Source organism: Peribacillus simplex (genome assembly GCF_900156045.1).
In the GTDB taxonomy this organism is placed as follows: domain Bacteria; phylum Bacillota; class Bacilli; order Bacillales; family DSM-1321; genus Peribacillus; species Peribacillus simplex_D.
The window spans coordinates 517593-542515 of record NZ_FTMX01000001.1; the positions used below are offsets into that span (position 1 = coordinate 517593).

Sequence of the window (24923 nt, forward strand, 5' to 3'; positions counted from 1 at the left end):
GCTTGTAGAAGCAGCAAAGAGTAGCTGGAGGGAGAGCATGAATGATAAACTGACACTTGTGATGAGCTACGTTCAATCTGGAAGCGTGTTTGCACCGTTGATTTTTATCACTTTTCATTTATTAAGGCAATTTTTATTCATTCCCGTCATTGTGGTTTGCATGTCTGGCGGAGTATTATTCGGGGCAGCTTTTGGAACCATCTATTCGGTAATCGGTTTGACGTTGTCCAGTATGGCCTTTTATTTCGTGATAGGCAAATTTCCGAAAACAAAGGATAGGCTGCTGCGGCTTAAGAATAAGCTGTTTGGAAATCGAAAGCTAAATAGCCGGCAAATTGCTGTACTGAGGCTAATACCATTCATACACTTTTACTTACTGTCGCTTTGCTTATTGGAATCCAATAAAGGATTGAAAAATTATTTTTATCTATCCTTCATGACCAATCTCCCTGTAGCCTTCGTATACACGGTTTTTGGCCACTATATTGCAGATTTCAGTCCAACGCTGATTGTCATCATTTTATTATCCTTAACCTTATTGATCTATTTATTGAGGGAGAAGCAGACGGTCGTCCCTTGGAAGGAATTTTTTCGTTCAGATGATTAAAATAGAGCCTTGAGTCCATTTTTCTCAAGGCTCTTCATTACGTTTGATTTTTTTCATTTTTGTAAAAACTCCTTAACCGGGCTCTTCCAATCAATGACGGCATCCGGATATTGTTTTTTAATGGCTGCCTCGATTTTTAAGAAGTCATTTCGCTTCAAGCCTTTCAGGCCGGCCATTTTTTTAGGCCATATGAAGATGGAGATGACCTCGAAGGAGCGATCCGTCGTCCCTAGATACTTTTCCCCTTCAAACATCACCCCATTGTACGTCAATAAAAAATTCTTTCGTATATTGGCTGTATCGTCGAGCAGAAAGAACTTTTTCTGTTCATGTGCCAGTTCTAATTTTCTTTTCGGATTAAATAGGTATTTGATGACTGTATATATTAAGAAAATGATGAGAGCCAAAAGAATGAACCGCATGATCAATACCATGGCGCTACCTCCTTAAACAGAGTGATTCCCTTCATTTACGTATGGGTTTTTAATAAGTTTCATTTATTTGATATAATTTAGGGGAAGACGATAGAAAGAAGTGATGAAAATGAACATAAGTAAATTAATGGAAATGCAGGCAGCCTTGGACGAGCATATACAATCCAAGCATGATTTGGGTGCTGAAGATTTAGTGGAAAGAAAGATACTTGCTCTTTTAGTGGAGCTTGGAGAGCTTGCCAATGAAACTAGATGTTTTAAATTCTGGAGTCTTAAAGGCCCATCTGATAAAGAAACGATTTTGGCTGAATACGTGGATGGCATTCATTTCATTTTGTCACTCGGGATCGAACGGGGATTTGTACCGGAAGTTCCATCCGCCCTCAAGGTGGATCAGGAGGATTTGACGCTTCAATTTACGGCTATTTACGGATATATAAGTGAATTTCGCACACAGTTGACAGAGTCATCTTTCCAAAAGGTTTTTGCTGCGTATTTACATTTAGGGGAGTTGCTTGGATTTTCAGCAGTGGATGTGGAAAAAGCATATGTAAGCAAAAATGAAGTGAACTATGAAAGGCAAAAGCAAGGCTACTGATTGTTTATGCAATCGATTATCTGTATAATTATTCTTGTAATGTAATTTATAGGGAGGTATAAGGATGGCTCAATTGGATGAAACGTTAAGGATGCTTGCTGACTTAACGGATGCTAAAGGAATTGCAGGAAATGAAAGTGAAGTAAGAAAAGTGATGACCGAATACATAACACCATTTGCGGATGAAATATCGACAGATGGCCTGGGAAGTTTGATTGCCAAGAAAACGGGTGATGAAAACGGACCGAAAATCGTCGTTACAGGGCATATGGACGAAGTCGGTTTCATGATCACCCAAATTGATGATAAAGGATTTTTGCGTTTTCAGCCGGTAGGGGGTTGGTGGTCACAGGTAATGCTGGCACAGCGCGTGACGATCGTTACAAGTAAAGGTGATCTAACTGGGATTATCGGTTCCAAGCCGCCGCATATCCTGTCAGCGGAGGCGCGGAAGAAGCCGATTGATATTAAGGATATGTTTATTGATATCGGTGCATCCAGCAAAGAAGAGGTTAAGGAATGGGGCGTCAAGCCAGGGGATATGGTTGTGCCATATTTTGAATTCACGGTCATGAATAATGAAAAGATGCTGCTGGCCAAAGCCTGGGACAATCGAATTGGCTGTGCAATCGCCATTGATGTGCTTAAACAGCTGAAAGACAGCGACCACCCTAATGTAGTTTATGGAATTGGCGCTGTGCAAGAAGAGGTCGGCTTGCGTGGCTCCAAAACATCCACATTCAAAATTCAGCCGGATATCGGTTTTGCCGTCGATGTCGGCATTGCTGGTGATACACCGGGGATTTCCGAAAAAGAAGCGATGAGTAAGATGGGGGAAGGCCCGCAAATCGTCATCTATGACTCATCGATGGTGGCACATAAGGGATTACGCGATTTTGTCACCGACACGGCAGATGAAATGAATATTCCTTATCAATATGAATCGATTCCAGGCGGCGGGACGGATGCCGGCTCCATCCATTTAACGGCAAATGGTGTTCCGGCACTGGCAATCACGATTGCCACACGCTACATTCATTCACACGCAGCAATGCTCCACCGGGATGATTATGAGAATGCGGTTAAGCTAATTGTCGAGGTGATCAAACGCCTCGATCGTGAAGCGGTTGATCGGATCATTTACGAGTAATATGGAAAGTTAAAAAAGGAGAGGCCTAATTAGGTTCCTCTCCTTTTTCTTTTCCTTATTTCTACTTATCTTCGACGATTATATAGACCGCTTTGATGGGACCATGGACGCCGACGACAAGGTCCATTTCGATATCAGCCGAATTGCTCGGCCCTGTTATGAAGTTGATGCAGGAGGGAACGACTTCGCCCCGGGTAACTTTTGAACGGATGGCCGCAGCAGCCTGTGTCATCCGCGGAACGATGGTGCTTTTGGGAATGATGGAAACATGGCAGGAAGGAAGGAAGCTGATGGACCTGCCATGGTCCTTGTCGCTGAACAAGACGACGGTCGCAGATTCTGCTAGTGTCATCTCACTGAATGTGATTCCGATGTTAGCATTTTCTGCTTTTTCGATATTTTCTTTCCCGGCTTGGTGATCCCATATATGGACATCTTTTTCCTTTAAGATACCATCCAATCCATAGTCGGAAAATCGATCGTCCTTAGGGATGATCAAGGGGCCGTTTCCAAGTTCCTCGATCACCTGTTTTAAACAATGCATCACTTGCTTGGAGTCGGTGACGTGAAACTGAGTATGCACCCGTTTACATTGTTCCTCCAATTCCGCGACAAGATCATTTGGTGTCGCATGTTTCAAAACTTCTTTTTGGGGGGCGTGCTTCCATTCCGGAACGGAGATGCCTTCCGTAATAGGAGCCCTTCCCAGGTTTTTGGCTATATTGTTTAAAAAAGTCCCTTCATTATGGATGGTTCCATTCATGATGGTTTCCCTCCTTTTTCCCGATTTTTGAACCAGTCCCGAAAGCTCTCTTTCCCTGGAGCAGGGAACTCGCGGCTTTCTGTCCAAGTTTTGAGTGGTCCCGGTCCTTTCGAGATGATATCCCCCGTTTTAAAAGGAGACATCGCGGATGGAGCCATTTTGGAGCCGAACTTATAAAGCATAGGCGAGGCCGCACCGATTCCAAAGGCTTTCATGGCCATCTTTTCTGAAAATGGCGCCATTTTTTCCTTTTCGACGATGACCTCACGATGCTTCCTCAGTAAATCATGGAGAGGAATCTTGACCGGACAGGCATCAGTACAGGCTGCACAAAGAGTGGAGGCATATGGCAGCTCCTTGAAATCATCATACCCCCCGAGTAAGGGAGACAGCACAGCTCCGATTGGACCCGGATATATGGAACCATATGAATGACCGCCAACCTGGCGATAAACCGGGCAGACATTTATACAGGCAGCACATCGAATGCATTGAAGAACGGATTGAAACTCAGTTCCTAAAATGGAGGAGCGTCCATTATCTACGATCACAAGGTGAAATTCCTCGGGTCCGTCTACATCGCCATCATCTCGAGGCCCTGTAAGTGCGGTGATGTAACTGGTCAGCCTTTGGCCGACAGCGCTTCTTGTCAATAAGCTGACAAGGACTTCGAATTCATCGAATGTAGGCACAAGCCGTTCCATTCCCATCACGGTGATTTGCGTTTTTGGGAGGGCAGTAACCAAATCGGCATTTCCTTCATTCGTCACCAAACCGATCGAGCCCGTTTCCGCAATGGCAAAATTACAGCCGGTAATGCCCACATCGGCGCTTAAGAAATCTTTCCGCAGAATGCCCCGCACATGGGCGGTAAGCTCTTCCGGTTTTTCGGTTTGCGTATATGCAAGCTTTTCTTTAAAAACATCCCTAATCTGCTCCTTATTTTTATGGAGAGCAGGTGCGACGATATGGGAAGGTGGGTCATGATCATCCACTTGTAAAATATATTCACCAAGGTCCGTTTCAACGACATCAAGGCCAACTGCTTCAAGAGTTGCATTCAAATTGATCTCTTCCGTGACCATCGATTTGGATTTCACGACTTTTTTGGCGTTCTTTTTTACAATGACATCCTTGATGTATCCGCTTGCTTCTTCAGCGGTTTCAGCGAAGAAGACATGACCGCCCCTTTTCGAAACGTTTTCTGCAAGCTGGTGCAAATAGAAATCAAGGTTATTAAGCACATGCTGCCGGATTTCTTCCCCAAGGGAACGCCAATCCTCCCAGCTTCCCAATTCATCAACGGCAGTCAGCCGCCGTCCGTGTAATCGTTCTTGGGCACTCGATACGGCCAATCGCATAAAATCATTATGTATTCCTTCATCCACCCGGTCTTTAAACTTGGCAGAGCTGGTTTTCATAGCCATTAGTTTTCCCCTCCTCGCTTTCTTTAAATACTATTCAGGACTTCCGCAATGTGAAGCACTTTCACCGGTTGCCCCTTCCTTTGGATCCGTCCGCCGATATTCATCAAACATCCGGCATCCCCGCCAATTAAAAAATCGGCATCGGTAGCTTCAATATTGCAGACTTTCTCCTCGACCATTTGCCCGGAAATGTCCCCCATCTTAACCGAAAAGGTCCCCCCGAACCCGCAGCAGTTTTGGGCATCCGGGAGTGGTGTCATTTCCAGTCCCCTTACATGGCTTAACAAAATGGCAGGTGCTTCCTTCACCTTAAGCAGCCGTGTCATATGGCATGAAGTATGATAAGTGGCCTTTCCCTTAAGGGTCGCCCCGACATCGGTCACTTTTAAGACATCCACGATGAATTGGGTCAATTCATATGTTTTGGCCGCTAATGATTCCGCCTTCTTTTCCCATTCGGCATCGCCTTTGAAAAGGACCGGATATTCTTTGAACATCGCTGCACAGGAACCGGAAGGGGTTACGATGTATTCAGCATCCGCGAACGTTTTGATCATCTTTTTCATGGCTTCCTTCGATTCTTTCGTATATCCGCTATTATATGCGGGCTGTCCGCAGCATATCTGGGACTCCGGAAAATCGATCTCACATCCTAATCGCTCGAGTAGCTCCACTGTCGCTTTGCCGACGTTGGATTGAAACAAATCCACTAAACATGTTGCAAAGAGAGTGATTTTCATTTGAACTCCTCCTTTTTGTAATAGGTTAACAGGTCATCTGATGACTAGAAAATGGAAAAAGGAAATGGTTAATAGAATATACCAATTTCCAAGATTTTTTAAATGAAGTAATCGTTTTCAAAATAATATATCAATTTAATCCTTTTTTGTATAGGGTATTTTTGAAATTTAAAAGAAGGTCAACTGTGTTTTTGCTGATTTTTTTGGATGACCCGATCCAGTGCTTCCTCGACGCTTTGAAGGTGAAACAGCATGGCACTGCGGGCTCCGTCTTCATCCTGTGCCACGATTGCATCATGAATCCTGACATGCTGCTGGTAAAGCTTCTTAAGTGACATCTCTTCGGAATAAAGCGCAATCCGACGGATATCCCGCATCTTTTCCGTCATTAATTCTGAAACGTGGTTCATCAATGTGATCAGCAGCTCATTTTGTGATGCGTTTGCCACTGCAACATGGAAGGCGATATCTGCTTTATCACTTAGTTCTTCATCATCTGACACCTTTTCCATATCAAAAAGCCTTTCCTTGAGTTCGATAAGGTTTTCTTCTGTTCTCTTCTTCGCTGCCACTTCTGCTGTACCGGACTCAAGTATTTTCCGGACTTCCAGTAAATGCTTGATATTGTCTTGATCCATCAAAAGGGCGGCAGACAAAGGGTGGTTCATGATGGTGGGGTCGAAGGTTTTGACAAATGTTCCTTCACCTTGTTTTATTTCAATAAGACCCATTGAACTCAATGCACTTAATGCTTCGCGGATGGCCGGGCGCCCGACTTGGAAATTTTCCGCAAGCTGCTGAATGGAATCCAATTGTTCACCTGGTTTCAGGCTGCCTGACCGAATCATTTCATAAAGTTCATCGCTGACTTCTTCATAAATTTTTTTCGGCTTTATTTTTTTATATACCAAGTAGTAGCACCTCTATTTTCTATGAGTTTCTCTGGTTAATATTATATAACACAAATGATCTTTGACACTTCCGGAAGGATAAAAAAATCAACAAAAAATAAAAAAAATCTTGATTTTATATTTTTAATACTTTAATTTTAATGAGTACTCATCAAGTCATCTGATGACTTAGAATTTTCGAATATGTAAGGGGTTTCAATTAGCGGTTGATTTCTGAATTTTTTAAAAAATTTATAGAAAATGGAGTCGAAATGAATGACATGGACACAAAACTTTACGCCGATCACCGATAATTTAGTTTTATCATCTCTTGCCGCACTCATTCCAATTCTTTACTTTTTCTGGGCACTTACCATCAAACGTATGAAAGGTTACATTGCAGGTATAACCACGTTGCTTGTAGCTCTTGCAGTGGCTGTATTGATATATGGAATGCCTGCAGGAAAAGCAGTGATGTCCGCTTCACAAGGAGCCGTATATGGGCTGCTCCCAATCGGATGGATAATCATCACTTCCGTATTTTTGTACAAAATGACTGTTAAAAGCGGACAATTCAATATCATTCGTTCTTCGGTGCTTTCGCTTACGGAAGACCGCCGCCTCCAGGCATTATTGGTGGCATTTTCTTTCGGGGCCTTTTTGGAAGGGGCCGCGGGATTTGGGGCACCGGTTGCCATTTCAGCCGCGCTTTTGGTCGGTCTTGGATTTAACCCGCTATATGCAGCCGGGATTTGTTTGATCGCGAATACCGCTCCGGTAGCATTCGGGGCGGTTGGAATACCGATCATCGCCATGGAAGGCCCCACTGGCATAGCCGCCATGGAGATTTCAAAAATGGTCGGCCGCCAATTGCCATTCCTTTCGGCTTTCATTCCGCTATATCTCATTTTAATAATGACTGGGTGGAAAAGGTCGCTTGAAGTTTTGCCGGCAATATTGGTTTCCGGATTTTCCTTTGCCATCACACAGTACTTAAGTTCGAATTTTCTTGGGCCGGAATTACCGGACATCCTTTCCGCATTAGTGTCACTATTTGCATTGGCGATTTTCCTTAAATTCTGGAAACCTAAAACGATCTTTCGCTTTGCATCCGAGGAAACGGCAGCAGCTGTCGAAACTTTATATCCGGAAGAAGCGGAAACAAAATACACGAAATGGCAGATATTCCATGCTTGGTCACCATTCCTTCTGTTAACGCTTTTCATAACAATATGGGGGATGAACCCGATAAAGCCGGCGCTCTCTGGACATTATGAAGGCAACAATGTGTTGCTTGGCGGAATCAATGAACTCGGGAAACTATTAACCTTCCAAATCGAAGTCCCAGGTCTGCATAATGCGATAATCGGAAGCGATGGATTGCCGATTGCGGCTTTCTATAAAATAGAACTGCTCGGAGCGGCCGGGACTGCGATCTTACTGGCTGCCATCGTAACGAAGTTCATCGCACACATGTCTGCAAAAGACGTTTTTGGCACCTTTGTTGAAGCGATGAAAGAGTTGGCAAAACCAATCTTGATGATTTCTGCCGTGGTGGCTTTTGCCTATGTAACGAATGCTTCAGGCATGTCGACGACATTAGGGATGACCCTTGCAAAATCGGGTGATTTATTTCCGTTCTTCGCACCGGTTCTCGGCTGGCTGGGTGTGTTCATTACCGGATCGGATACATCAGCCAACCTCTTATTTGGCAGTCTGCAAAAAGTGACCGCCCTTAAAGTGGGGATGGAGCCGGTCTTGGCACTTGGGGCGAATTCTTCCGGAGGGGTTACCGGAAAGATGATTTCCCCCCAATCGATAGCGATTGCTTGTGCTGCCGTTGGATTGGCGGGCAGGGAATCGGAATTATTGAGATTCACACTCAAACATAGTTTATTTTTATTGCTGCTTGTTTGTGTAATTACCTTCTTGCAAAATGGCGTCCTTTCCTGGATGATTCCATAAGTAGAATGAGGCTCCCTTTTCATAGGGGAGCCTCGAAATATTTTCAAGTCCATTCAAAAAAGGAGGACATATCATGCAATTGACAGCTGTTGCAGGAAAATTGGTTCATGAGGTTCGTAAACTGATTGATGAGGAAATCATCATTATTGATCATGCTGGCACGATTATCGCCAGTACCGATAACAGCCGTATTGGATCTTATCATGAAGGAGCTATCCACGCTTTCAATAATCGTGAGAAATTGATCATCAATAAACAGGATGAACGAAGTTGGAAAGGAGTGAAGGCAGGTATAAATCTACCTATCTTCTTCAACCAGGAAGCAGTTTGTGTCATTGGAATTACGGGCGACCCTAAACATGTTTCGCCCTATGCGGAACTTTTAAAAAAGATGACGGAGATGTTCATTCAGGAAAGCTATCATATCGAACAAGCAGAATCCCAATCACGTCTGATGGAATTCTTTGTATTTGAATGGCACCAGCTGCAGACGTTCAATGAGCTTTTCCTTCAGAAGGCCAAGTTGCTTGGGGTCGATGTTCATGCAGACCGGATCATCACCCTTGGTGAATTTAAGACTGAGGAAATCATTGAACCTCATGTGTGGAGAACGCTTCAGATATACATAAGACAGCAGCATCCCGATGACATCGCAGTCCGATGGGGGAGGAACCAATTCGTCATTCTTTCTATAGCCGATTTCATCGGGTCAAAAATCCAGCAATTAAAGAAATTAAGTAATCTGCAAAAAAAGCTGGAAGAGAGTTCAGGTTATAAAGTGTGTGCAGGAGTTAGTTCGCGTGCATCGGGATCTGCGTTCAGGTCAGCGTTTTTTAAAGCGGAACGTTCTTTGAAAATCGCGTTTCCTTCATCGGGGATCATATTTGACGAGGACTTGAAGCTTGAGGTCCTGCTTGATGAAGTTACCGCTGAAACAAGACAGGAATATTTATCCCGGACGATTCAGGAGTTGCTTCCTAATGAGGAGCTGCTTAAAACCCTTTCCATGTATTTTGCATGTGATCTATCTTTAAAGGAGACCGCTAGAGCCCTGCATATCCATATCAATACCCTCCATTACAGGCTCAAGCGGATAGAAGATTTGACCCGGCTGAATCCTAGGAAGCTAGCCGATTTAGTCACTATGTATCTAGCATTAAATGTATTGGGTAAACATACAAATTAATTCTGTGGAAAGCTCTAAATTCTGTATGTTCATACATAGATGGTTGAGTGTTTTTTTCTTATACTTACATCATATAAAAAATCTCGAATTTCCTATGTTTATATGAGGAGGATGTACATGTTAACAAAGCAGGTTAAGCAGCTACTTCTTACCATCGTCGGTCAGGAGAATTACGATGACTCGAAAGTGGAATGTCTAGTCTACTCATATGATGCAACGCCAGGGTTTCAAGCGATGCCGGATGCTGTCATTAAACCGGGCTGCTCAGCTGAAGTCGCAGCCATCGTCAAAGTATGCAACGAATACAATGTTCCGATCGTTCCACGCGGGTCTGGGACGAATTTAAGCGGAGGCACTTGCCCGACTGAGGGGGGGATTGTCCTTTTATTCAATCGAATGAATTCATTACTTGAAATAGATGAGGAGAACTTAACGGCGACCGTACAGCCTGGGCTTATCACATTGGACTTGATTTCAGCAGTAGAAGAAAAGGGATTGTTTTATCCGCCGGATCCCAGTTCGATGAAAATCTCCACTATTGGCGGAAACATTAATGAGAACTCTGGTGGACTACGAGGTTTAAAGTATGGAGTAACCCGTGATTATGTCATTGGCCTTGAGGTGGTCCTTCCGAATGGGGACATCATTAGAACAGGGGGCAAGCTTGCCAAAGATGTAGCCGGATATGATTTAACAAAACTTTTTGTCGGCTCAGAAGGGACCTTGGGCATTGTTACCGAAGCGATCTTAAAGTTGATCCCAATGCCGGAAACGACAAAGACGATGCTTGCCTTATATCAAGATCTGGATGCTGCAGCCCAGTCAGTGGCTAAGATCATTTCTAATAAAATCATTCCAGTTACATTGGAATTTCTGGATCGGCCGACGTTGATCGTGGTTGAGGACTTCGCGAAAATCGGTTTGCCCACCAATGTGGAAGCCGTCCTGCTGATTGAACAGGATGGTCCGCCTGAAGTGGTGGAACGTGATATGAAAAGGATGGCCGATATCTGTCTAGAGGAAAAGGCGGTTTCCGTGGAAATTGCCGAAACGGAATCTGACGCTGTTGCCTTGAAAACCGCAAGACGGACAGCCCTCTCTGCACTGGCACGCCTTAAGCCGACGACCATTTTGGAAGATGCCACCGTTCCACGCTCGGAAATTGCCAAAATGGTTAAAGCGATTAATGAGATCGCTGTCAAGCATAACGTGGACATTTGCACTTTCGGCCATGCTGGGGATGGGAACCTGCATCCAACGTGCATTACCGACGCTCGTGATCATGAGGAAATGGAGAGAGTGGAGCTCGCTTTTGCCGACATTTTTGCCGCGGCTATCGACCTTGGCGGGACGATTACCGGTGAACATGGTGTAGGGGCGATGAAGGCCCCTTATCTTGAATGGAAGCTGAAGAAAGAAGGGATTGATGCCATGAGAGCGATTAAACAAGCTTTCGATCCCAATAACATCATGAATCCCGGCAAGGTATTTGCCAAGGAAACCAGGAAAAGGGTGGTGGTTTCATCATGACGACAGTTCAGGAAAGGGAAACCATTGCCAAGCAATTCGCTGACAGGATGAATGAAGATGAATTGTTGAATTGTATGCGCTGCGGCTTTTGCTTACCCCACTGCCCGACATACATGGAATCGGGGCTGAAGGAATCCCATTCACCAAGGGGCCGGATTGCACTTATGAAAGCGGTGGCGGATGGTGTGATTGAGCCCGATGAGGATGTAGAACGTTCATTGAGTCTTTGCCTCGGCTGCAGGGCATGTGAACCCGTGTGTCCTTCAGGTGTGAAATATGGACATCTTCTTGAAGAAGCAAGAGATATCATCCATCAGAATAAAAACCACAGTTACCCTGTAAAAACGATCCGCAAAGCCGTTTTTAGTGGATTATTCCCGCACCAGGAGCGAATGCAGGCCATGACGAGTTTACTTGGCTTCTATCAGAGATCAGGTCTGCAATACATGGCCCGAAAAACGGGAGTCCTCAATATGCTTCCCAATAATTTGGCAACCATGGAAAAGGTACTGCCGAAAGTCCCGAAAAAATCGGAAATGAAAAATAGGCCAACCGGGCTGCCTGCAATCGGAACGCCGCTCAAAAAGGTGGCTTTCTTTTCCGGCTGCTTGATGGATACGATGTTTTTGGAAACGAACAAGGCCACACTAAAGCTTCTTCAACTGGCAGGATGTGAAATCGTGATTCCGAAATCCCAGGCATGTTGCGGGGCGCTTCATGGGCACAGTGGCGAAAAAGCAGGTGCAAAGCAACTGGCCAAGCGTAATATAGAAGCTTTTGAAGCGGAGGAAGTTGATTATATCATTACGAATGCCGGCGGTTGTGGAGCTTTTCTCATAGATTACGACCATTTGCTCCAAGGCGAACCGGAATGGCATGACCGTGCAATCGCATTTAAAAATAAGTTGAAAGATATAAGTCAGATTCTTGTTGATTTGCGTTTTCAGGAAAAAGTTCGTTTGAAACTGCCGGCTCAATCCGTAACTTTTCAGGATTCCTGTCACTTACGGAATGTGATGAACACATCCTTTGCTCCGCGAATTCTCCTTCAATCGATAGAAGGGATCGATTTCAGGGAAATGAAAGATGCCGATCGATGCTGCGGCTCTGCTGGGATTTATAATATTGTTGAATCAGAGATGTCCATGAATATTCTCGACTCCAAAATGGAACACACGAAATCGACACAGGCCGATATTGTTGTCACGGCAAACCCTGGCTGTCTGTTGCAAATGCAATTGGGGATCGAGAGGGAAAACTTGGGGGAATGTACGAAGGCGGTGCATATAGCGGACCTGCTAATAAAGGCTGTGGCATTATAATAGAAGAAAAGAAAAAATGAAATAGCATTATTTGGTTAAACATTACATTTTTATAAATGGGGAAACCCTTGAAAAGTCTGGATTTGAATTGAAAAAGCGTTCTGTGCTGAGAACAATTTGTAAATGATATAACAAAAATGAAATATTGATTCCTCGTTTAATTAGGCTCATAGCGGGTAGAGTTTATACATAGCACCCACTAAACGAAACAACAAAACCTAAGGAGGAATGTAAAATGAATAAAACAGTATATGGAGTATATGAATCAAATGCAGAAGTGATCCAGGCAATCAATGCACTTAAGGCAAAGGGCTTTGAAGGGGACGATATCACGGTCGTCGCAGACAAGGAAGAAACATTGGATTTCACGAATACCCAACGTGAAACGGATGTTCATACCATGACGAATGTTCCTAATGACGAATCATTTATGGACAAGGTGGCACGTTTCTTCATGCCGGATGATACGGCAGACCTTTCAACAAGATTGGCGAATGCAGGCCTTTCGAATAGTGAAGCGGCTGAACATGTCTTTGATGTAGAAAATGGAAAAGTCCTGGTTCTGGTAGAAGAAGGTGAAGGCCATCTTGGTACGGCAAGAGATAAATTCACGACCGGGAATATGGATGCTGCCGCTACACGGCTTGATACAAATTCCACTAACCAACTATACAATGGCACTGAAAAAACCGATGCATTAAATAAGGAAGATGTTTATGGAGTCAACGGACAAGGCCGTGAATTGACAGAAGATGAAAGGACGCTTAAACTTCGTGAAGAACAGTTGAACATTGACAAAGAAAGAGTTCAGACAGGAGAAGTCGTCATTAACAAAGAAGTCAATGAACAGCATAAAACGATTAATGTCCCTGTTGAACACGAAGAAGTGACAGTCGAGCATAGATCAGTTTCCGGACGTGAATCGGATCTGGAAGCTGGAAGCATTGAAGATGGGGAAACATTACGGATCCCCGTAGTTGAAGAAAAATTGGAAGTTTCGAAAAAACCGGTCGTCACAGATGAAATTGTCATCAAGAAGCATGCTGTACAAGAAACGGAACAAGTTCAGGATACTCTTAAAAAGGAAGATATCCACCTTGATAGTACAGATGAATCGATCGTAAATGAGAAAAAGGCAGCTGAACGTAGAACTGACCGCTTCTAAGGGTGAAGGAAATAGCCTGCAGTTATTAAAACTGCAGGCTTCTTTTGGGTTTTAAAGACTCTAGGAAAGACAAACCTTTTTGTTTAATTGGCACCCATCAGGGTATAAATACACATAAGAAGAAATATCGGAATAATAGGAGGAGGAAGATGGATGGGCAAAACATTATATGGTGTTTTTAATACGGAAAGAGAAATAATCCAGGCTATTCAATCCCTCAAAGAAAAGGGGGTCCATGAAGGGGAAATAACGGTAATGGCTGATAAGAAAGAAGATTTGGATTTCGTCAATCAAAAGCGTGATCCGGATGTCGACGTCGTTACTAACTCTAGCGAGGATTCCTTCATTGATAAGATGAAACACTTCTTCCTGAATGAGGGTTCTGAAGATATAAGGAACCAACTAGGTGAGTTAGGGCTTGCCGATAGTGAAGCCACCGCTTATATAAATGAAGTGGAGGCTGGAAAATTCCTGATTCTTTTAGATGAATCTGAAACCGTATCAACACGGGAGAGCTTAACTGCCAATCGCAGCGAGGATACGGACGATCCTGTAGAGAATCCGCTTAAAACTGGGGTGGTGAACAATCCGGATCCGAACCTTTTTCCTGAAACAACAGCAAATGCCTATCAAACAGGGGAAGTGGAAGCACAGCCAGGAAGAAGCGAAGAACTTCATGGGAATTCTGCGAACATCTTTGAAAATGAAGAGCTGGATACAAAGCGAGCTCAAGAAAAGGAAATCTGGGGGAACTCCACAGAAAAATTCAAGAAGAAAAAACCAGGGGACCATGAAGGAACACTAGCAAGCGACCCTCATGAAGACCCGTTTTCTGCCGATACTGACAAAGCCCTGGATTCTCAAGGCTCACTGGATCGGAGTGTGAGCCCGAATGCCAGCGGACAGCAAGAGGAAGGCTTGCAGGATGAATACATCAAAAATCGAATAAATACCGACAATCTGTAATACGCAAAATCATAGCCTGCACAAGGCTGTTCAGACTGCGGACAAACTAGATGAAAATCGAGTTTGTCTGCAGTTTCTTTATGCTTGTGAAATTTGGACGTTGCTTTCCGCGGGGTCTCCCTTTGATGGAAATCATAAGAAGGATATATTTTCCCAACCCTTTTTATCTGCAAACTGAACCATGTTGTTTTTATTTAAAGGCTCTTTTCGTTAAGATTGTTGTTTTTAAACGAGACTATTTAAGATTGATTGGAGTGGAAGTGCGAGACTCCTGCGGGAGCAGCGGGACAGGTGAAGACCCCACAGGCGTTTACGCCGAGGAGGCTCACCGCCCGCCCCGCGGAAAGCGAGCATCTGGAGGGGAAATCAACCACACCGATTTACTTGGTAAATAACAACAAAGTATGCGTAAACAGCCTATTAAAAAAACCTTTAGGCAAAGGGTTAGTCAGGAATTCTCAATGGACTATTTGCTTGTTTATTGTTAAAGCTGCAAGGTATAATGACAAAGGTATTTTATTTTAAGTAGAGTAACAAGGAGGGGGAGAAACATGGAAAAAAACGTATATGGTGTTTTTGACTCTATTCCAGAACTACTTGCTGCAATTCAAGACTTAAAAGCTAAAGGCGTATCTGGCACCCAAATGACAGTAGCAGCTAATATAAAAAATGATGTGCAGCTTGGAAATGAACATACGGATATCCTGATCATCGCCAATCAGGATAAGGAGGACACTCTTTTTCTAAGAATCTTCCACTACTTCACAGATGAAGGATCTGGAGATTTACGCAGCTTTTTCACGAAATACGGCTACTCTTATGATGAGACAAAAGCGATGCTTGAAGAAGTGAGCGCAAAAAAATTCATCTTGCTGCTTGAGGAAGAAGTCTCCATCGAAGAACTGAAGGCTTGCGAAGCGAAATCAAAAAAATAACAGCCTCTGAAGGCTGTTATTTTTTTAATCCTGATTCGAGGGCAGTGATCATTTCCTGTTTTTCCTGCTCAGATGAATTTTGCCAGATGACCTCGAATAATACTCCCAATCCAGGAAGCATTTTTTCCTCGCCATTTTGTATGGCATCGACAATCGTGTCTTCCAGCTGCTCTTGCGAATTTCCAGATACATTTTGGATGATCGCATTACGTAAGTTTAAATTCATAATTATTCCTCCTCTAACACATAATGACTGACATTAATAGCATTTCACAAACTCGCATGCAATATGTATGTGAATTGCGTTATAATAGGAAAATCAGTGTGAAGTTAAAGGAGCGTTTACCCTTGAAATATATCGAATCCGTAAAAAACCCGCAAGTTAAGCAATGGAAAAAACTTTTGACGAAAAAAGAACGAGATAAAACCGGTAAATATTTAGTCGAGGGTTTTCACCTAGTTGAAGAAGCTTTAAAAGAAGAAATCGTCTTGGAAGTGATCATCAATGAAGAAACTGAAATGCCTGCCCATTTTAAAGTGGAAGGCACAGAGCTCATTTATGTGAAAAATGATATTATGAAGGCGATTTGTGATACCGAAGCCCCGCAGGGAATTGCTGCGGTTTGTGAACAGAAATCAACGAGCATGGCGTCCATCAATCCGGATAAACTATTGTTGATCGATGCCGTACAAGATCCGGGGAATATTGGAACGATGATCAGGACAGCGGATGCAGCTGGAATCGATGCGGTCATACTTGGTGAAGGGTGTGCTGACTTGTATAATCCCAAAGTGGTCCGTTCGACGCAAGGGAGCCTCTTTCATATGCCTGTCATCAAAGGGAACCTTTTCGAAATCATCGATGAACTGAAGGAAAGCGGCACACCGGTATATGGCACGGCATTAGAAGGCGCATCGCCATTTGAAGAAGTGGAAAAGTCTTCCCGGTTTGCCCTGCTGGTCGGTAATGAAGGCCAAGGAGTATCGAAGGAATTACTGGATAAAACGACTAAAAACCTTTATATTCCCATCTACGGAAAAAGCGAATCATTGAATGTGGGGATCGCTGCCGGGATATTAATGTACTATTTACGAAAATCGATTTGAAACGGCGGAAGAATTATAATATAATAAAACAGAATTTTATAATGAAAACAACGATGACAAAGAGTAGTAGCTTAAGTTAACCATATCCAGGGAAAAGATGCCTTGACTGAAAGCATTTTTATGGCACTGCTTAAGGGAATTCACCTTTCGAGTTGGCATTGGGAAGACATGATGTCCGAAAAATGTTCCGGTGAAGAGCCGTTATTTTTAATGAAGTGAGTGCTGAAGTTTTTTTTCGTGCACTAATAAGGGTGGTACCGCGATACATAAACCTCGTCCCTTTAGGGATTGGGGTTTTTTTGTGTTCATTTTTACAAAAGGAAAATAAAGGAGGAAGACATGATGCAGGAACGTTTACTAGAACTGCAGGAAGAAGCGTTGCAAAAAGTTGCCGCCGCTTCCGAATTAAAAGAACTGAATGAAGTCCGAGTTGCTTATTTAGGGAAAAAAGGGCCAATCACTGAGGTATTGCGCGGCATGGGTAAATTATCTGCCGAAGAACGCCCGAAAATCGGGGCACTTGCCAATGATGTACGGGAAGCGATAGCAACAAAGATCGAGGAAAAACAAAAAGCACTTGAAACTGCGGCAGTCAATGCAAAGCTAGCAACTGAAACGATTGACGTCACACTTCCTGGACGTCCGGTTAACAAGGGGAATCTACACCCATTAACACGTGTCGTGGAAGAAATCGAAGACTTATTCATCGGTATGGGTTATACCGTTGCGGAAGGTCCTGAAGTTGAAAGCGACTACTACAACTTCGAGGCACTTAACTTGCCAAAAAGCCATCCGGCACGTGATATGCAGGATTCCTTTTATATAACGGATGAAATCCTGATGCGTACGCACACTTCACCTGTTCAAGCCAGAACGATGGAAAAACATAAAGGTCAAGGTCCTGTTAAAATCATTTGCCCAGGAAAAGTATATCGCCGTGATAACGATGATGCGACACACTCCCATCAATTCCAGCAAATTGAGGGCTTGGTCATCGATGAGAACATCAGCATGAGCGACCTGAAAGGAACGCTGGACGTATTTGCGAAAAAAGTATTCGGGCAAGACCGTGAAATCCGTCTTCGTCCAAGTTTCTTCCCATTTACGGAGCCTTCCGTCGAAGTGGACATTTCTTGTAAAATCTGTGGTGGTAATGGCTGCAGCGTATGTAAACAAACAGGCTGGATCGAAGTGCTTGGCGGCGGGATCGTTCATCCGAACGTCCTTGAAATGGCTGGCTTCGATTCCAAGAAATACTCTGGATTCGCATTTGGAATCGGCGTGGAACGGATTGCCATGTTGAAGTACGGTGTGGATGATATCCGTCATTTCTATACGAATGATGTTCGATTCTTAAAACAATTCAACCATCACGAAGCATAAATTTTTATTTTAAAAAGGAGGACCTACCATGTTTGTGTCATATAAATGGTTACAAGATTATGTTGACCTTTCAGGCATCAATGCGACGGAGCTAGCTGACAAAATCACGAAAAGCGGCATTGAGGTTGAAGGGGTGGAAAAGAAAAGTGAAGGGCTAAAAGGGGTCGTCATCGGGCATGTCATTGAACGTGAACAGCATCCAAATGCGGATAAATTGAATAAATGCCAAGTTGATATCGGGGCCGAAAATCCCGTTCAGATCATCTGTGGAGCACCGAATGTCGATAAAGGCCAAAAAGTCGCAGTCGCTACTGTTGGCGCAGTCCTTCCAGGTAATTTCAAAATCAAGAAAGCAAAACTTCGTGGAGAGGAATCGCACGGAATGATTTGCTCGCTTCAGGAATTGGGCTTCGAATCCAAGCTCGTTTCAAAGGATTATGCTACAGGTATCTTCGTCTTCCCTAATGATGTGGAAGTAGGGAAAGATGCATTGGAGGAACTTGGTTTAAGTGATGAAGTGCTTGAACTTGGGCTGACCCCAAACCGTTCCGACGCATTGAGCATGCTTGGTGTTGCATACGAAGTGGGAGCCATTCTAGGCCGGGAAGTGAAATGGCCGGTTGTCGAGAAAGAAGAGGCAGCTGAAAAAGCAACTGATTATATCAGTGTCAAAGTTGAAGCGAAAGAAGATAACCCGATATACATTGCTAAAATCATCAAGGATGTTAAGATCGGACCCTCACCGCTTTGGATGCAGACTAGGTTGATGTCTGCAGGTATCCGACCTCATAATAATGTGGTGGATATCACGAACTACATTTTACTTGAATACGGCCAACCGCTCCATGCCTTTGATTATGACCGCTTTGGTTCAAAGGAAATCGTCATCCGCAGAGCGAAGGATGCTGAAAAAATCGTAACATTGGATGAAGCGGAACGCACTTTGACACCTGACCATTTAGTGATCACAAATGGCAGCGAGCCTGTAGCGATAGCTGGTGTGATGGGCGGAGCGGATTCCGAAGTGAAAAATGATACGACGAACATCATTATTGAAAGTGCATATTTTGCAGGTACAGTAGTTCGTAAAGCTTCAAAGGACCATGGATTACGCAGTGAAGCTAGTGCCCGCTTTGAAAAAGGTGTTGACCCGGCCCGTGTACGTGAAGCTGGAGAACGTGCTGCACAATTGATTGCACAATATGCAGGCGGAACAGTCCTACAAGGAGCAGCAGAAGTTGACGAATTGACAATGGAACCTGCGGTCATTAGCATCACTCTTGAAAAAATCAACACACTTCTTGGAACAAGCATGACTGTATCGGTTGTGGAATCGATCTTCAAACGTCTGCAATTTGGCGTTGAACTTGACAATGAAACATTCACGATCACAGTCCCGACACGCCGTGGTGATATTACGATTGAAGCTGATTTAGTCGAAGAGGCTGCACGTTTATATGGATACGATAACATTCCCGCTACACTGCCAATTGGTTCTGCTACCCCAGGCCAATTGACTGACTATCAAATTAAACGGCGGAAAGCACGCCGTACATTTGAAGGCGCAGGCCTTTATCAAGCGGTGACCTATTCACTGACAAGCCAGGAAAAAGCGTCCCAATTCGCATTGGAAGCAAGAGAATCCATTCGATTAGCTATGCCAATGAGTGAAGAAAGAAGCCAGCTGCGTTTAAGCATCGTGCCTCAATTGCTGGAAGTCGTGAAATATAACAACGCCCGCCAAATTGATTCACTGGCACTGTATGAAATCGGTTCGGTATTCTTTAAGCGTGACGAACAAGAACTGCCTGAAGAAAAAGAACATATTGCTGGAGCAATCACCGGTCTATGGGAGTCACATCTATGGCAAGGTGAAAAGAAACCAGTCGATTTCTTTGTAGCCAAAGGCGTGATCGAAGCATTGTTCGACACACTTGGATTAGCTGATCAAATCAGTTATCGCCAAGCGGAAATTAACGACATGCATCCAGGACGGACAGCGGAAGTACTATTGAATGGTAATGTGATCGGCTTTATCGGCCAAGTGCACCCAACTGTCCAAAAAGACTTGGATATTAAAGAAACATACATTTTCGAACTTTCCTTAAAAGCATTGGCCGAAGCCGAAGTCGCGCCGATTGCTTACCAAACAATTCCGCGCTATCCATCAACCACACGCGATATCGCGCTAGTTGTGGATCAAGCTACGAAAGCCGGGGACATTCAGGATATTATTGAAGAAGCCGGTGGCAAACTGCTGAAAGAAGTAAGCATCTTCGACTTATACGAAGGTGAAAGAATGGAGGAAGGCAAGAAATCCATCGCCTACTCACTGAAATACTTCGACCCGGAACGAACTCTAACGGACGAGGACATTACAAAAGCACATGATAAAGTTCTTGAAGCCGTTAAAGAAAAAGCTGGCGCAGAACTAAGAGGATAAAACCAAAAAGATAGCTCCCTGAATCATGAGGAGCTGTCTTTTTTGGATTTTACGAGTAAAAGGCGTAAACTCACGAGTAAAACGTAAATTTACGAGTAAATGACGTGAACTTACGAGAAAAAGGTGTAAACTCACGAGTAAATGGCACAAACTCACGAGTAAAAGGCGTAAACTCACGAGTAAACGGTGAAACTCATGAATAAAACGTAAATTTACGAGTAAAAGGCGTAAACTCACGAGTAAATGGTGTGAACTCACGAGTAAAAGGCGTGAACTCACGAGTAAACAGCGTAAATTCACAAGTAAAACGTAAACTCACGAGTAAATGGCACAAACTCACGAGTAAAAGGCGTAAACTCACGAGTAAACGGTGTAAACTCACGAGTAAAACGTAAACTCACGAGAAAAAGGCGGCTGTTCCGGAAGGTCAGCCGCTTTCTTCTATTTATGATATTTCTGTTGATATAGTCGCTTCGCTTTTTCTGTGTTGGCGAAGTGGGTTTTCGTGAATTCGTGTAATGAATCGATTCCTTTTTCATGAATCAATCTTGCGGCTGCTTCATCGACTGCAAATCCGGCACCTTTAGGGATTTTGAATCCGGCTTTTTCACTCAGCAAGTCAAAGCGTTTGACGAATGCATATCGGGCCAGGATGGATGCGGCTGCAACGCCAAGATGAACGCCTTCCGCTTTTGTGCATAGATAGGTGGCATTAGCCTGGAATAGTTCTTGGCCTTTGAGGTAATTGAAAAATACCTCTGGTTGAGCGAATTGATCAATAAGAACCGCTTCCGCTTGCTCCGGCTGGATTTTTTGCATCAGATGCTTGATTGCTTGGTTATGGAGGAGTGCCTTCATTTTTCCTTGTGACATTCCCTTTGCCTGCAGCGCATTATATTTCGGGTTGTCGCATGTAAGGAGGCTGAATGGCACGACATCCTTAATCTGTTTGGCAATTTCGATGATCTGTGGATCTTTCAGATTTTTGGAATCTTGGACACCAAGCTCCTTCAATAGTGTAAGTTGCTCCTTTTTTGCATATACGGCTACGACGGTGATCGGGCCGAAATAGTCTCCTGTTCCGACCTCATCGGAGCCGATCACTGACATCGTTCCGATATTTGCAGGCGGCGAATATCGATGGGCCTTGACTGATGCAGAGGATGCCGTTTTTTTCTTTGGAGCGGCAGCAGTGGATCCTTTTTGCCATTTTACCGCTTCTAGTTCGGCATTCTTACCTTGAAAAAGGACCTTCCCGGATTTATAGGCCGTCACCGTACATAGCGGCGGTTTTGCGGAAAAGATGCTCCCCGGCGGCAGCTTGGAAGCCAAGGATGAAGAGTAATGGGACTTCATCTCCTTTATTTGTTCAGGACTGATAAGTAAAACAACATGGGACATAATGGGTTAGCTCCTAACTTCATTTTGTTTAAAGGTGATCATCTTCCTAAATCCGCTTTCGTTTGACAAATTATTGAAATTTTTATGCGAGAAATGACGATGTACTCTCTTTCGTGACGAAAAACTTCATGATATGATAGAATTAGGATTGTTAGATTGGGGGCATCATTTTGTCAGACGATAAACGAAATAAAACAACAGTTGATATATACGGACAACCATATACAATCGTCGGCACAGAAAGCGCTAGTCATATGCGCCTGGTCGCTTCGATGGTTGACGAAAAAATGAGAGAGATCAGGATGAAAAATCCATACTTGGATACAAGCAAGCTAGCGGTGTTAACGGCCGTGAATACCATCCACGAATATATTAAATTAAAAGATGAACTAGACCAGCTTCAACTGGAATTAAAGAGAGAGAAGGACTGAGTACATGCTTGATTTAGCAATTCTGGCCATTCTTTTAATCGGTTTATTAATCGGTTTAAAGCGTGGCTTCATTTTACAAGCGGTTCATATGACAGGGTTCATTGTAGCCTTCATCGTCGCTTATGTATTTTACGGAGATCTTGCTCCCAATTTGAAATTGTGGATTCCGTTCCCAACGATGGGTGATTCCTCGACCCTTAATATGTTTTTCGATACAGTCGGGCTTGATACCGCGTATTACAATGCAATTGCCTTTGCAATCATTTTCTTTGCTGCCAAGATCCTTTGGCAAATGATAGGATCCATGCTCAATTTCATTACCCATCTACCGATATTAAAGCAGCTGAATCGCTGGGGTGGAGGGATATTGGGTTTTCTAGAAGTCTATCTTATCATGTTTATTATATTATATATAGCTGCCATGCTGCCAATGGATTCCATCCAGAAACCATTAACTGGCTCATTTATGGCAGAATCGATCGTGAAACATACGCCGTTCCTTTCCGAGCAAGTGAAGGAACTTTGGTTTAATGGTGTAAAACAATCTTAATGTCAGTATAAGAGGGCCTGCCTCCCTTTCTCAAAGTCCTGGATTCCTATACTTTGAACGGGGGAGGCCCCTTTTTATGTGGCAGGATGTAACTTCCCCCTATTTGATTCGAAAGTTAAGAACCTGACTGCTTGTACTTTACCTCCAAGAAAGGTATCTTTAAGAAAGTGAACAATGGACACCCTACTAATTTTTTCGGCGGTGAATTAAATGACAATTAATAAAAAAGATATCATTAAACTATTAGAAAAGATTGCAATATATATGGAACTAAAAGGAGAGAACCCGTTCAAGGTTTCAGCTTTCCGAAAGGCAGCGGGTGCCTTAGAAACGGATGAACGGAGCCTTTCGGCCATCGAGGACTTTACCGCTTTAAATGGAATTGGGAAAGGAACGGCATCCGTCATCAAAGAGTATATAAATGAGGGGAAATCGACCGTACTTGAAGAGCTGCAGGAGCAGGTGCCAAAAGGATTGATTCCGCTTCTGCAGCTTCAAGGCCTGGGCGGGAAGAAAATTGCCAAGCTTCATAAAGAGCTGCATGTCAATGATGTGAATGATCTTAAAATCGCCTGTGAAGAAGGCAGGGTCGCGGCGCTTGCCGGTTTCGGCAAAAAGACGGAAGAGAAGATCCTGTCTGCAATTGCCGAGGCGGGTTCAAGGCCCGATCGGCTGCCCCTTGCCTTCATGAGGCCGATTGCGGCTGATATAGAAACGGCCCTTGCTAACATGGAAAACATCATCCGTTCTTCCAGGGCAGGCAGCATCCGGCGTATGAGGGAAACCATCAAGGACCTCGACTTCATCATCTCGACAGATCATCCCGAAGAAGTTAAGGATCAACTGCTTGCATTAGCGGGGATTAAGCAGGTTATTGCGGCCGGTGATACTAAAGTATCGGTCGTGCTTGATTACGAATATGATATTTCTGTCGATTTCCGGATCGTGAAGGATCAGGAATTCATCACGACACTCCATCATTTTACAGGTTCGAAGGATCACAATGTGCGGATGCGCCAGCTTGCTAAAGACCGCGGCGAGAAAATCAGCGAATATGGGGTGGAAGTGGCTGAAACCGGTGAGGTATTGACGTTCGAAACGGAAGAACAATTTTATAATCATTTTGGTCTTCCTTTCATTCCGCCAGAACTGCGTGAAGACGGAACGGAAGTGGAGCATTATGATGCTAATGAACCTCTCATATCTTTAGAGGCCATCAAAGGTGACCTGCATATGCATACCACATGGAGTGATGGGGCCCATACGATTGAAGAAATGATTGAAGCATGCCGTGCAAAAGGGTATCGGTATATGGCCATCACCGATCATTCGCAATACCTGAAAGTGGCGAACGGCTTGACCGTGGAACGTTTACGTGAACAAAAACGTATCATCCATGAACTAAATGAAAAATACGCTGACTTTACCGTTCTTTCAGGGATTGAAATGGATATACTTCCTGATGGGACCCTTGATTATGAAGATGAGCTGCTTGCAGAGATGGATTTGGTGATCGCATCGATTCACTCAAGCTTTTCACAGCCTAGGGAAACGATAATGGAGCGCTTAAAAACGGCCCTGAATAATCCGCATGTCGATATCATTGCCCATCCAACGGGAAGGATCATCGGCAGACGGGACGGATATGATGTTGATATAGAAATGCTGATTGAACTGGCCCGTGAAACGAATACTGTCTTGGAATTGAATGCGAACCCGAACCGATTGGATTTGGCACCTCCCCATCTGCGCAAGGCACAGGAAGCAGGCGTTCCGATCGTAATCAATACGGATGCCCACAGCATCGACATGCTTGAACATATGCCTGTTGGGGTCTCATCAGCCAAAAAAGGCTGGATCAAGGAATCAACGGTTCTTAATGCAAGGGATACGGATGGATTATTGGCGTTTTTAAAGAGAAATGATTAAC

The 24923-nt window shown here is 43.9% G+C and carries 24 protein-coding genes and 1 other annotated feature; of the genes, 17 read left to right on the forward strand and 7 right to left on the reverse strand.

The annotated features are described in order from the left end of the window. The first annotated feature begins 37 nt into the window (after positions 1-37). Positions 38-607 (forward strand): TVP38/TMEM64 family protein, encoded by a 570-nt coding sequence (locus BW986_RS02465; protein ID WP_034309063.1) that lies wholly within the window; start codon positions 38-40, stop codon positions 605-607. 53 nt (positions 608-660) lie between these two features. On the opposite strand, the gene BW986_RS02470 is transcribed toward BW986_RS02465, so the two are convergent. Then, positions 661-1041 carry a sigma-w pathway protein ysdB gene (locus BW986_RS02470; RefSeq protein ID WP_076364798.1) on the reverse strand — a complete coding sequence of 127 codons (381 nt, stop codon included), beginning with the start codon at positions 1039-1041 and terminating at the stop codon, positions 661-663. Positions 1042-1150: 109 nt separating this feature from the next. Between BW986_RS02470 and BW986_RS02475 the strand changes: the two genes are divergently transcribed. Continuing rightward, positions 1151-1639 (forward strand): dUTP diphosphatase, encoded by a 489-nt coding sequence (locus BW986_RS02475; protein ID WP_076364800.1) that lies wholly within the window; start codon positions 1151-1153, stop codon positions 1637-1639. Positions 1640-1703: 64 nt separating this feature from the next. Continuing rightward, complete coding sequence (locus BW986_RS02480; RefSeq protein ID WP_076364802.1) at positions 1704-2789, forward strand: M42 family metallopeptidase; 1086 nt, start codon at positions 1704-1706, stop codon at positions 2787-2789. A 61-nt stretch (positions 2790-2850) separates the two neighbouring features. Here the strand turns inward: BW986_RS02480 and BW986_RS02485 are convergent, their stop codons facing one another. From BW986_RS02485 to BW986_RS02500, 4 genes are all read right to left on the reverse strand, one after another. Further along, the gene (locus tag BW986_RS02485; RefSeq protein WP_221408315.1) at positions 2851-3555 is read right to left on the reverse strand and encodes a LutC/YkgG family protein; all 705 of its coding nucleotides are present in this window, start codon (positions 3553-3555) and stop codon (positions 2851-2853) included. Beyond that, entirely contained in the window at positions 3549-4979 is a 1431-nt protein-coding gene (locus tag BW986_RS02490; RefSeq protein WP_076364806.1) for a LutB/LldF family L-lactate oxidation iron-sulfur protein, read from the reverse strand. The genes BW986_RS02485 and BW986_RS02490 overlap by 7 nt, the downstream gene beginning before the upstream one ends. 23 nt (positions 4980-5002) lie before the next feature. Next, positions 5003-5719, reverse strand: coding sequence for a (Fe-S)-binding protein (locus BW986_RS02495; RefSeq protein ID WP_076364808.1), 717 nt, complete (start codon positions 5717-5719; stop codon positions 5003-5005). A 179-nt stretch (positions 5720-5898) separates the two neighbouring features. Continuing rightward, positions 5899-6630 (reverse strand): FadR/GntR family transcriptional regulator, encoded by a 732-nt coding sequence (locus tag BW986_RS02500; RefSeq protein ID WP_076364810.1) that lies wholly within the window; start codon positions 6628-6630, stop codon positions 5899-5901. 255 nt (positions 6631-6885) lie between these two features. Between BW986_RS02500 and BW986_RS02505 the strand changes: the two genes are divergently transcribed. The 8 genes from BW986_RS02505 to BW986_RS02540 all read left to right on the forward strand — a co-directional run bounded on the left by BW986_RS02505 (position 6886) and on the right by BW986_RS02540 (position 15678). After that, positions 6886-8574 carry an L-lactate permease gene (locus BW986_RS02505; protein ID WP_076364812.1) on the forward strand — a complete coding sequence of 563 codons (1689 nt, stop codon included), beginning with the start codon at positions 6886-6888 and terminating at the stop codon, positions 8572-8574. A 73-nt stretch (positions 8575-8647) separates the two neighbouring features. After that, positions 8648-9760: a PucR family transcriptional regulator gene (locus BW986_RS02510; RefSeq protein WP_076364814.1), complete on the forward strand. Its 1113-nt coding sequence runs from the start codon at positions 8648-8650 to the stop codon at positions 9758-9760. A 117-nt stretch (positions 9761-9877) separates the two neighbouring features. Next, positions 9878-11290 carry a glycolate oxidase subunit GlcD gene (glcD, locus tag BW986_RS02515; protein WP_076364816.1) on the forward strand — a complete coding sequence of 471 codons (1413 nt, stop codon included), beginning with the start codon at positions 9878-9880 and terminating at the stop codon, positions 11288-11290. Beyond that, positions 11287-12612: a (Fe-S)-binding protein gene (locus BW986_RS02520; RefSeq protein WP_076364818.1), complete on the forward strand. Its 1326-nt coding sequence runs from the start codon at positions 11287-11289 to the stop codon at positions 12610-12612. Before glcD ends, BW986_RS02520 begins: the two co-directional genes overlap by 4 nt. Before the next feature lie 235 nt (positions 12613-12847). Then, positions 12848-13777 (forward strand): YsnF/AvaK domain-containing protein, encoded by a 930-nt coding sequence (locus BW986_RS02525; RefSeq protein WP_076364820.1) that lies wholly within the window; start codon positions 12848-12850, stop codon positions 13775-13777. Positions 13778-13930: 153 nt separating this feature from the next. Next, positions 13931-14743, forward strand: coding sequence for a YflT domain-containing protein (locus BW986_RS02530; protein WP_076364822.1), 813 nt, complete (start codon positions 13931-13933; stop codon positions 14741-14743). Positions 14744-14868: 125 nt separating this feature from the next. Continuing rightward, positions 14869-15138, forward strand: coding sequence for a hypothetical protein (locus BW986_RS02535; protein ID WP_076364824.1), 270 nt, complete (start codon positions 14869-14871; stop codon positions 15136-15138). A 156-nt stretch (positions 15139-15294) separates the two neighbouring features. Continuing rightward, the gene (locus tag BW986_RS02540) at positions 15295-15678 is read left to right on the forward strand and encodes a general stress protein (protein WP_076364826.1); all 384 of its coding nucleotides are present in this window, start codon (positions 15295-15297) and stop codon (positions 15676-15678) included. Positions 15679-15694: 16 nt separating this feature from the next. On the opposite strand, the gene sspI is transcribed toward BW986_RS02540, so the two are convergent. Further along, on the reverse strand, positions 15695-15904 hold the full coding sequence (sspI, locus tag BW986_RS02545; RefSeq protein WP_076364828.1) for a small acid-soluble spore protein SspI: 210 nt from the start codon (positions 15902-15904) through the stop codon (positions 15695-15697). Positions 15905-16026: 122 nt separating this feature from the next. Here sspI and BW986_RS02550 point away from each other — a divergent pair, with 122 nt between their 5' ends. The 3 genes from BW986_RS02550 (at position 16027) to pheT (ending at position 20611) form a co-directional block, all read left to right on the forward strand. Beyond that, entirely contained in the window at positions 16027-16785 is a 759-nt protein-coding gene (locus BW986_RS02550; RefSeq protein WP_076364830.1) for a TrmH family RNA methyltransferase, read from the forward strand. Between the two features lie 44 nt (positions 16786-16829). Continuing rightward, positions 16830-17069: a binding site (T-box leader), on the forward strand. 58 nt (positions 17070-17127) lie between these two features. Continuing rightward, positions 17128-18168, forward strand: coding sequence for a phenylalanine--tRNA ligase subunit alpha (pheS, locus tag BW986_RS02555; RefSeq protein ID WP_076364832.1), 1041 nt, complete (start codon positions 17128-17130; stop codon positions 18166-18168). 28 nt (positions 18169-18196) lie between these two features. Continuing rightward, entirely contained in the window at positions 18197-20611 is a 2415-nt protein-coding gene (gene pheT / locus BW986_RS02560) for a phenylalanine--tRNA ligase subunit beta (protein ID WP_076364834.1), read from the forward strand. 441 nt (positions 20612-21052) lie between these two features. On the opposite strand, the gene rnhC is transcribed toward pheT, so the two are convergent. Further along, entirely contained in the window at positions 21053-22012 is a 960-nt protein-coding gene (rnhC, locus tag BW986_RS02565; protein ID WP_076364836.1) for a ribonuclease HIII, read from the reverse strand. Between the two features lie 170 nt (positions 22013-22182). Between rnhC and zapA the strand changes: the two genes are divergently transcribed. From zapA to polX, 3 genes are all read left to right on the forward strand, one after another. Continuing rightward, positions 22183-22443, forward strand: a complete 261-nt coding sequence (gene zapA, locus BW986_RS02570; RefSeq protein WP_048678967.1) for a cell division protein ZapA — start codon at positions 22183-22185, stop codon at positions 22441-22443. A 4-nt stretch (positions 22444-22447) separates the two neighbouring features. Continuing rightward, positions 22448-22993 (forward strand): CvpA family protein, encoded by a 546-nt coding sequence (locus BW986_RS02575; protein WP_076364838.1) that lies wholly within the window; start codon positions 22448-22450, stop codon positions 22991-22993. A gap of 210 nt (positions 22994-23203) precedes the next feature. Then, positions 23204-24922, forward strand: a complete 1719-nt coding sequence (polX, locus tag BW986_RS02580) for a DNA polymerase/3'-5' exonuclease PolX (protein ID WP_076364840.1) — start codon at positions 23204-23206, stop codon at positions 24920-24922. Position 24923 lies beyond the last annotated feature (1 nt).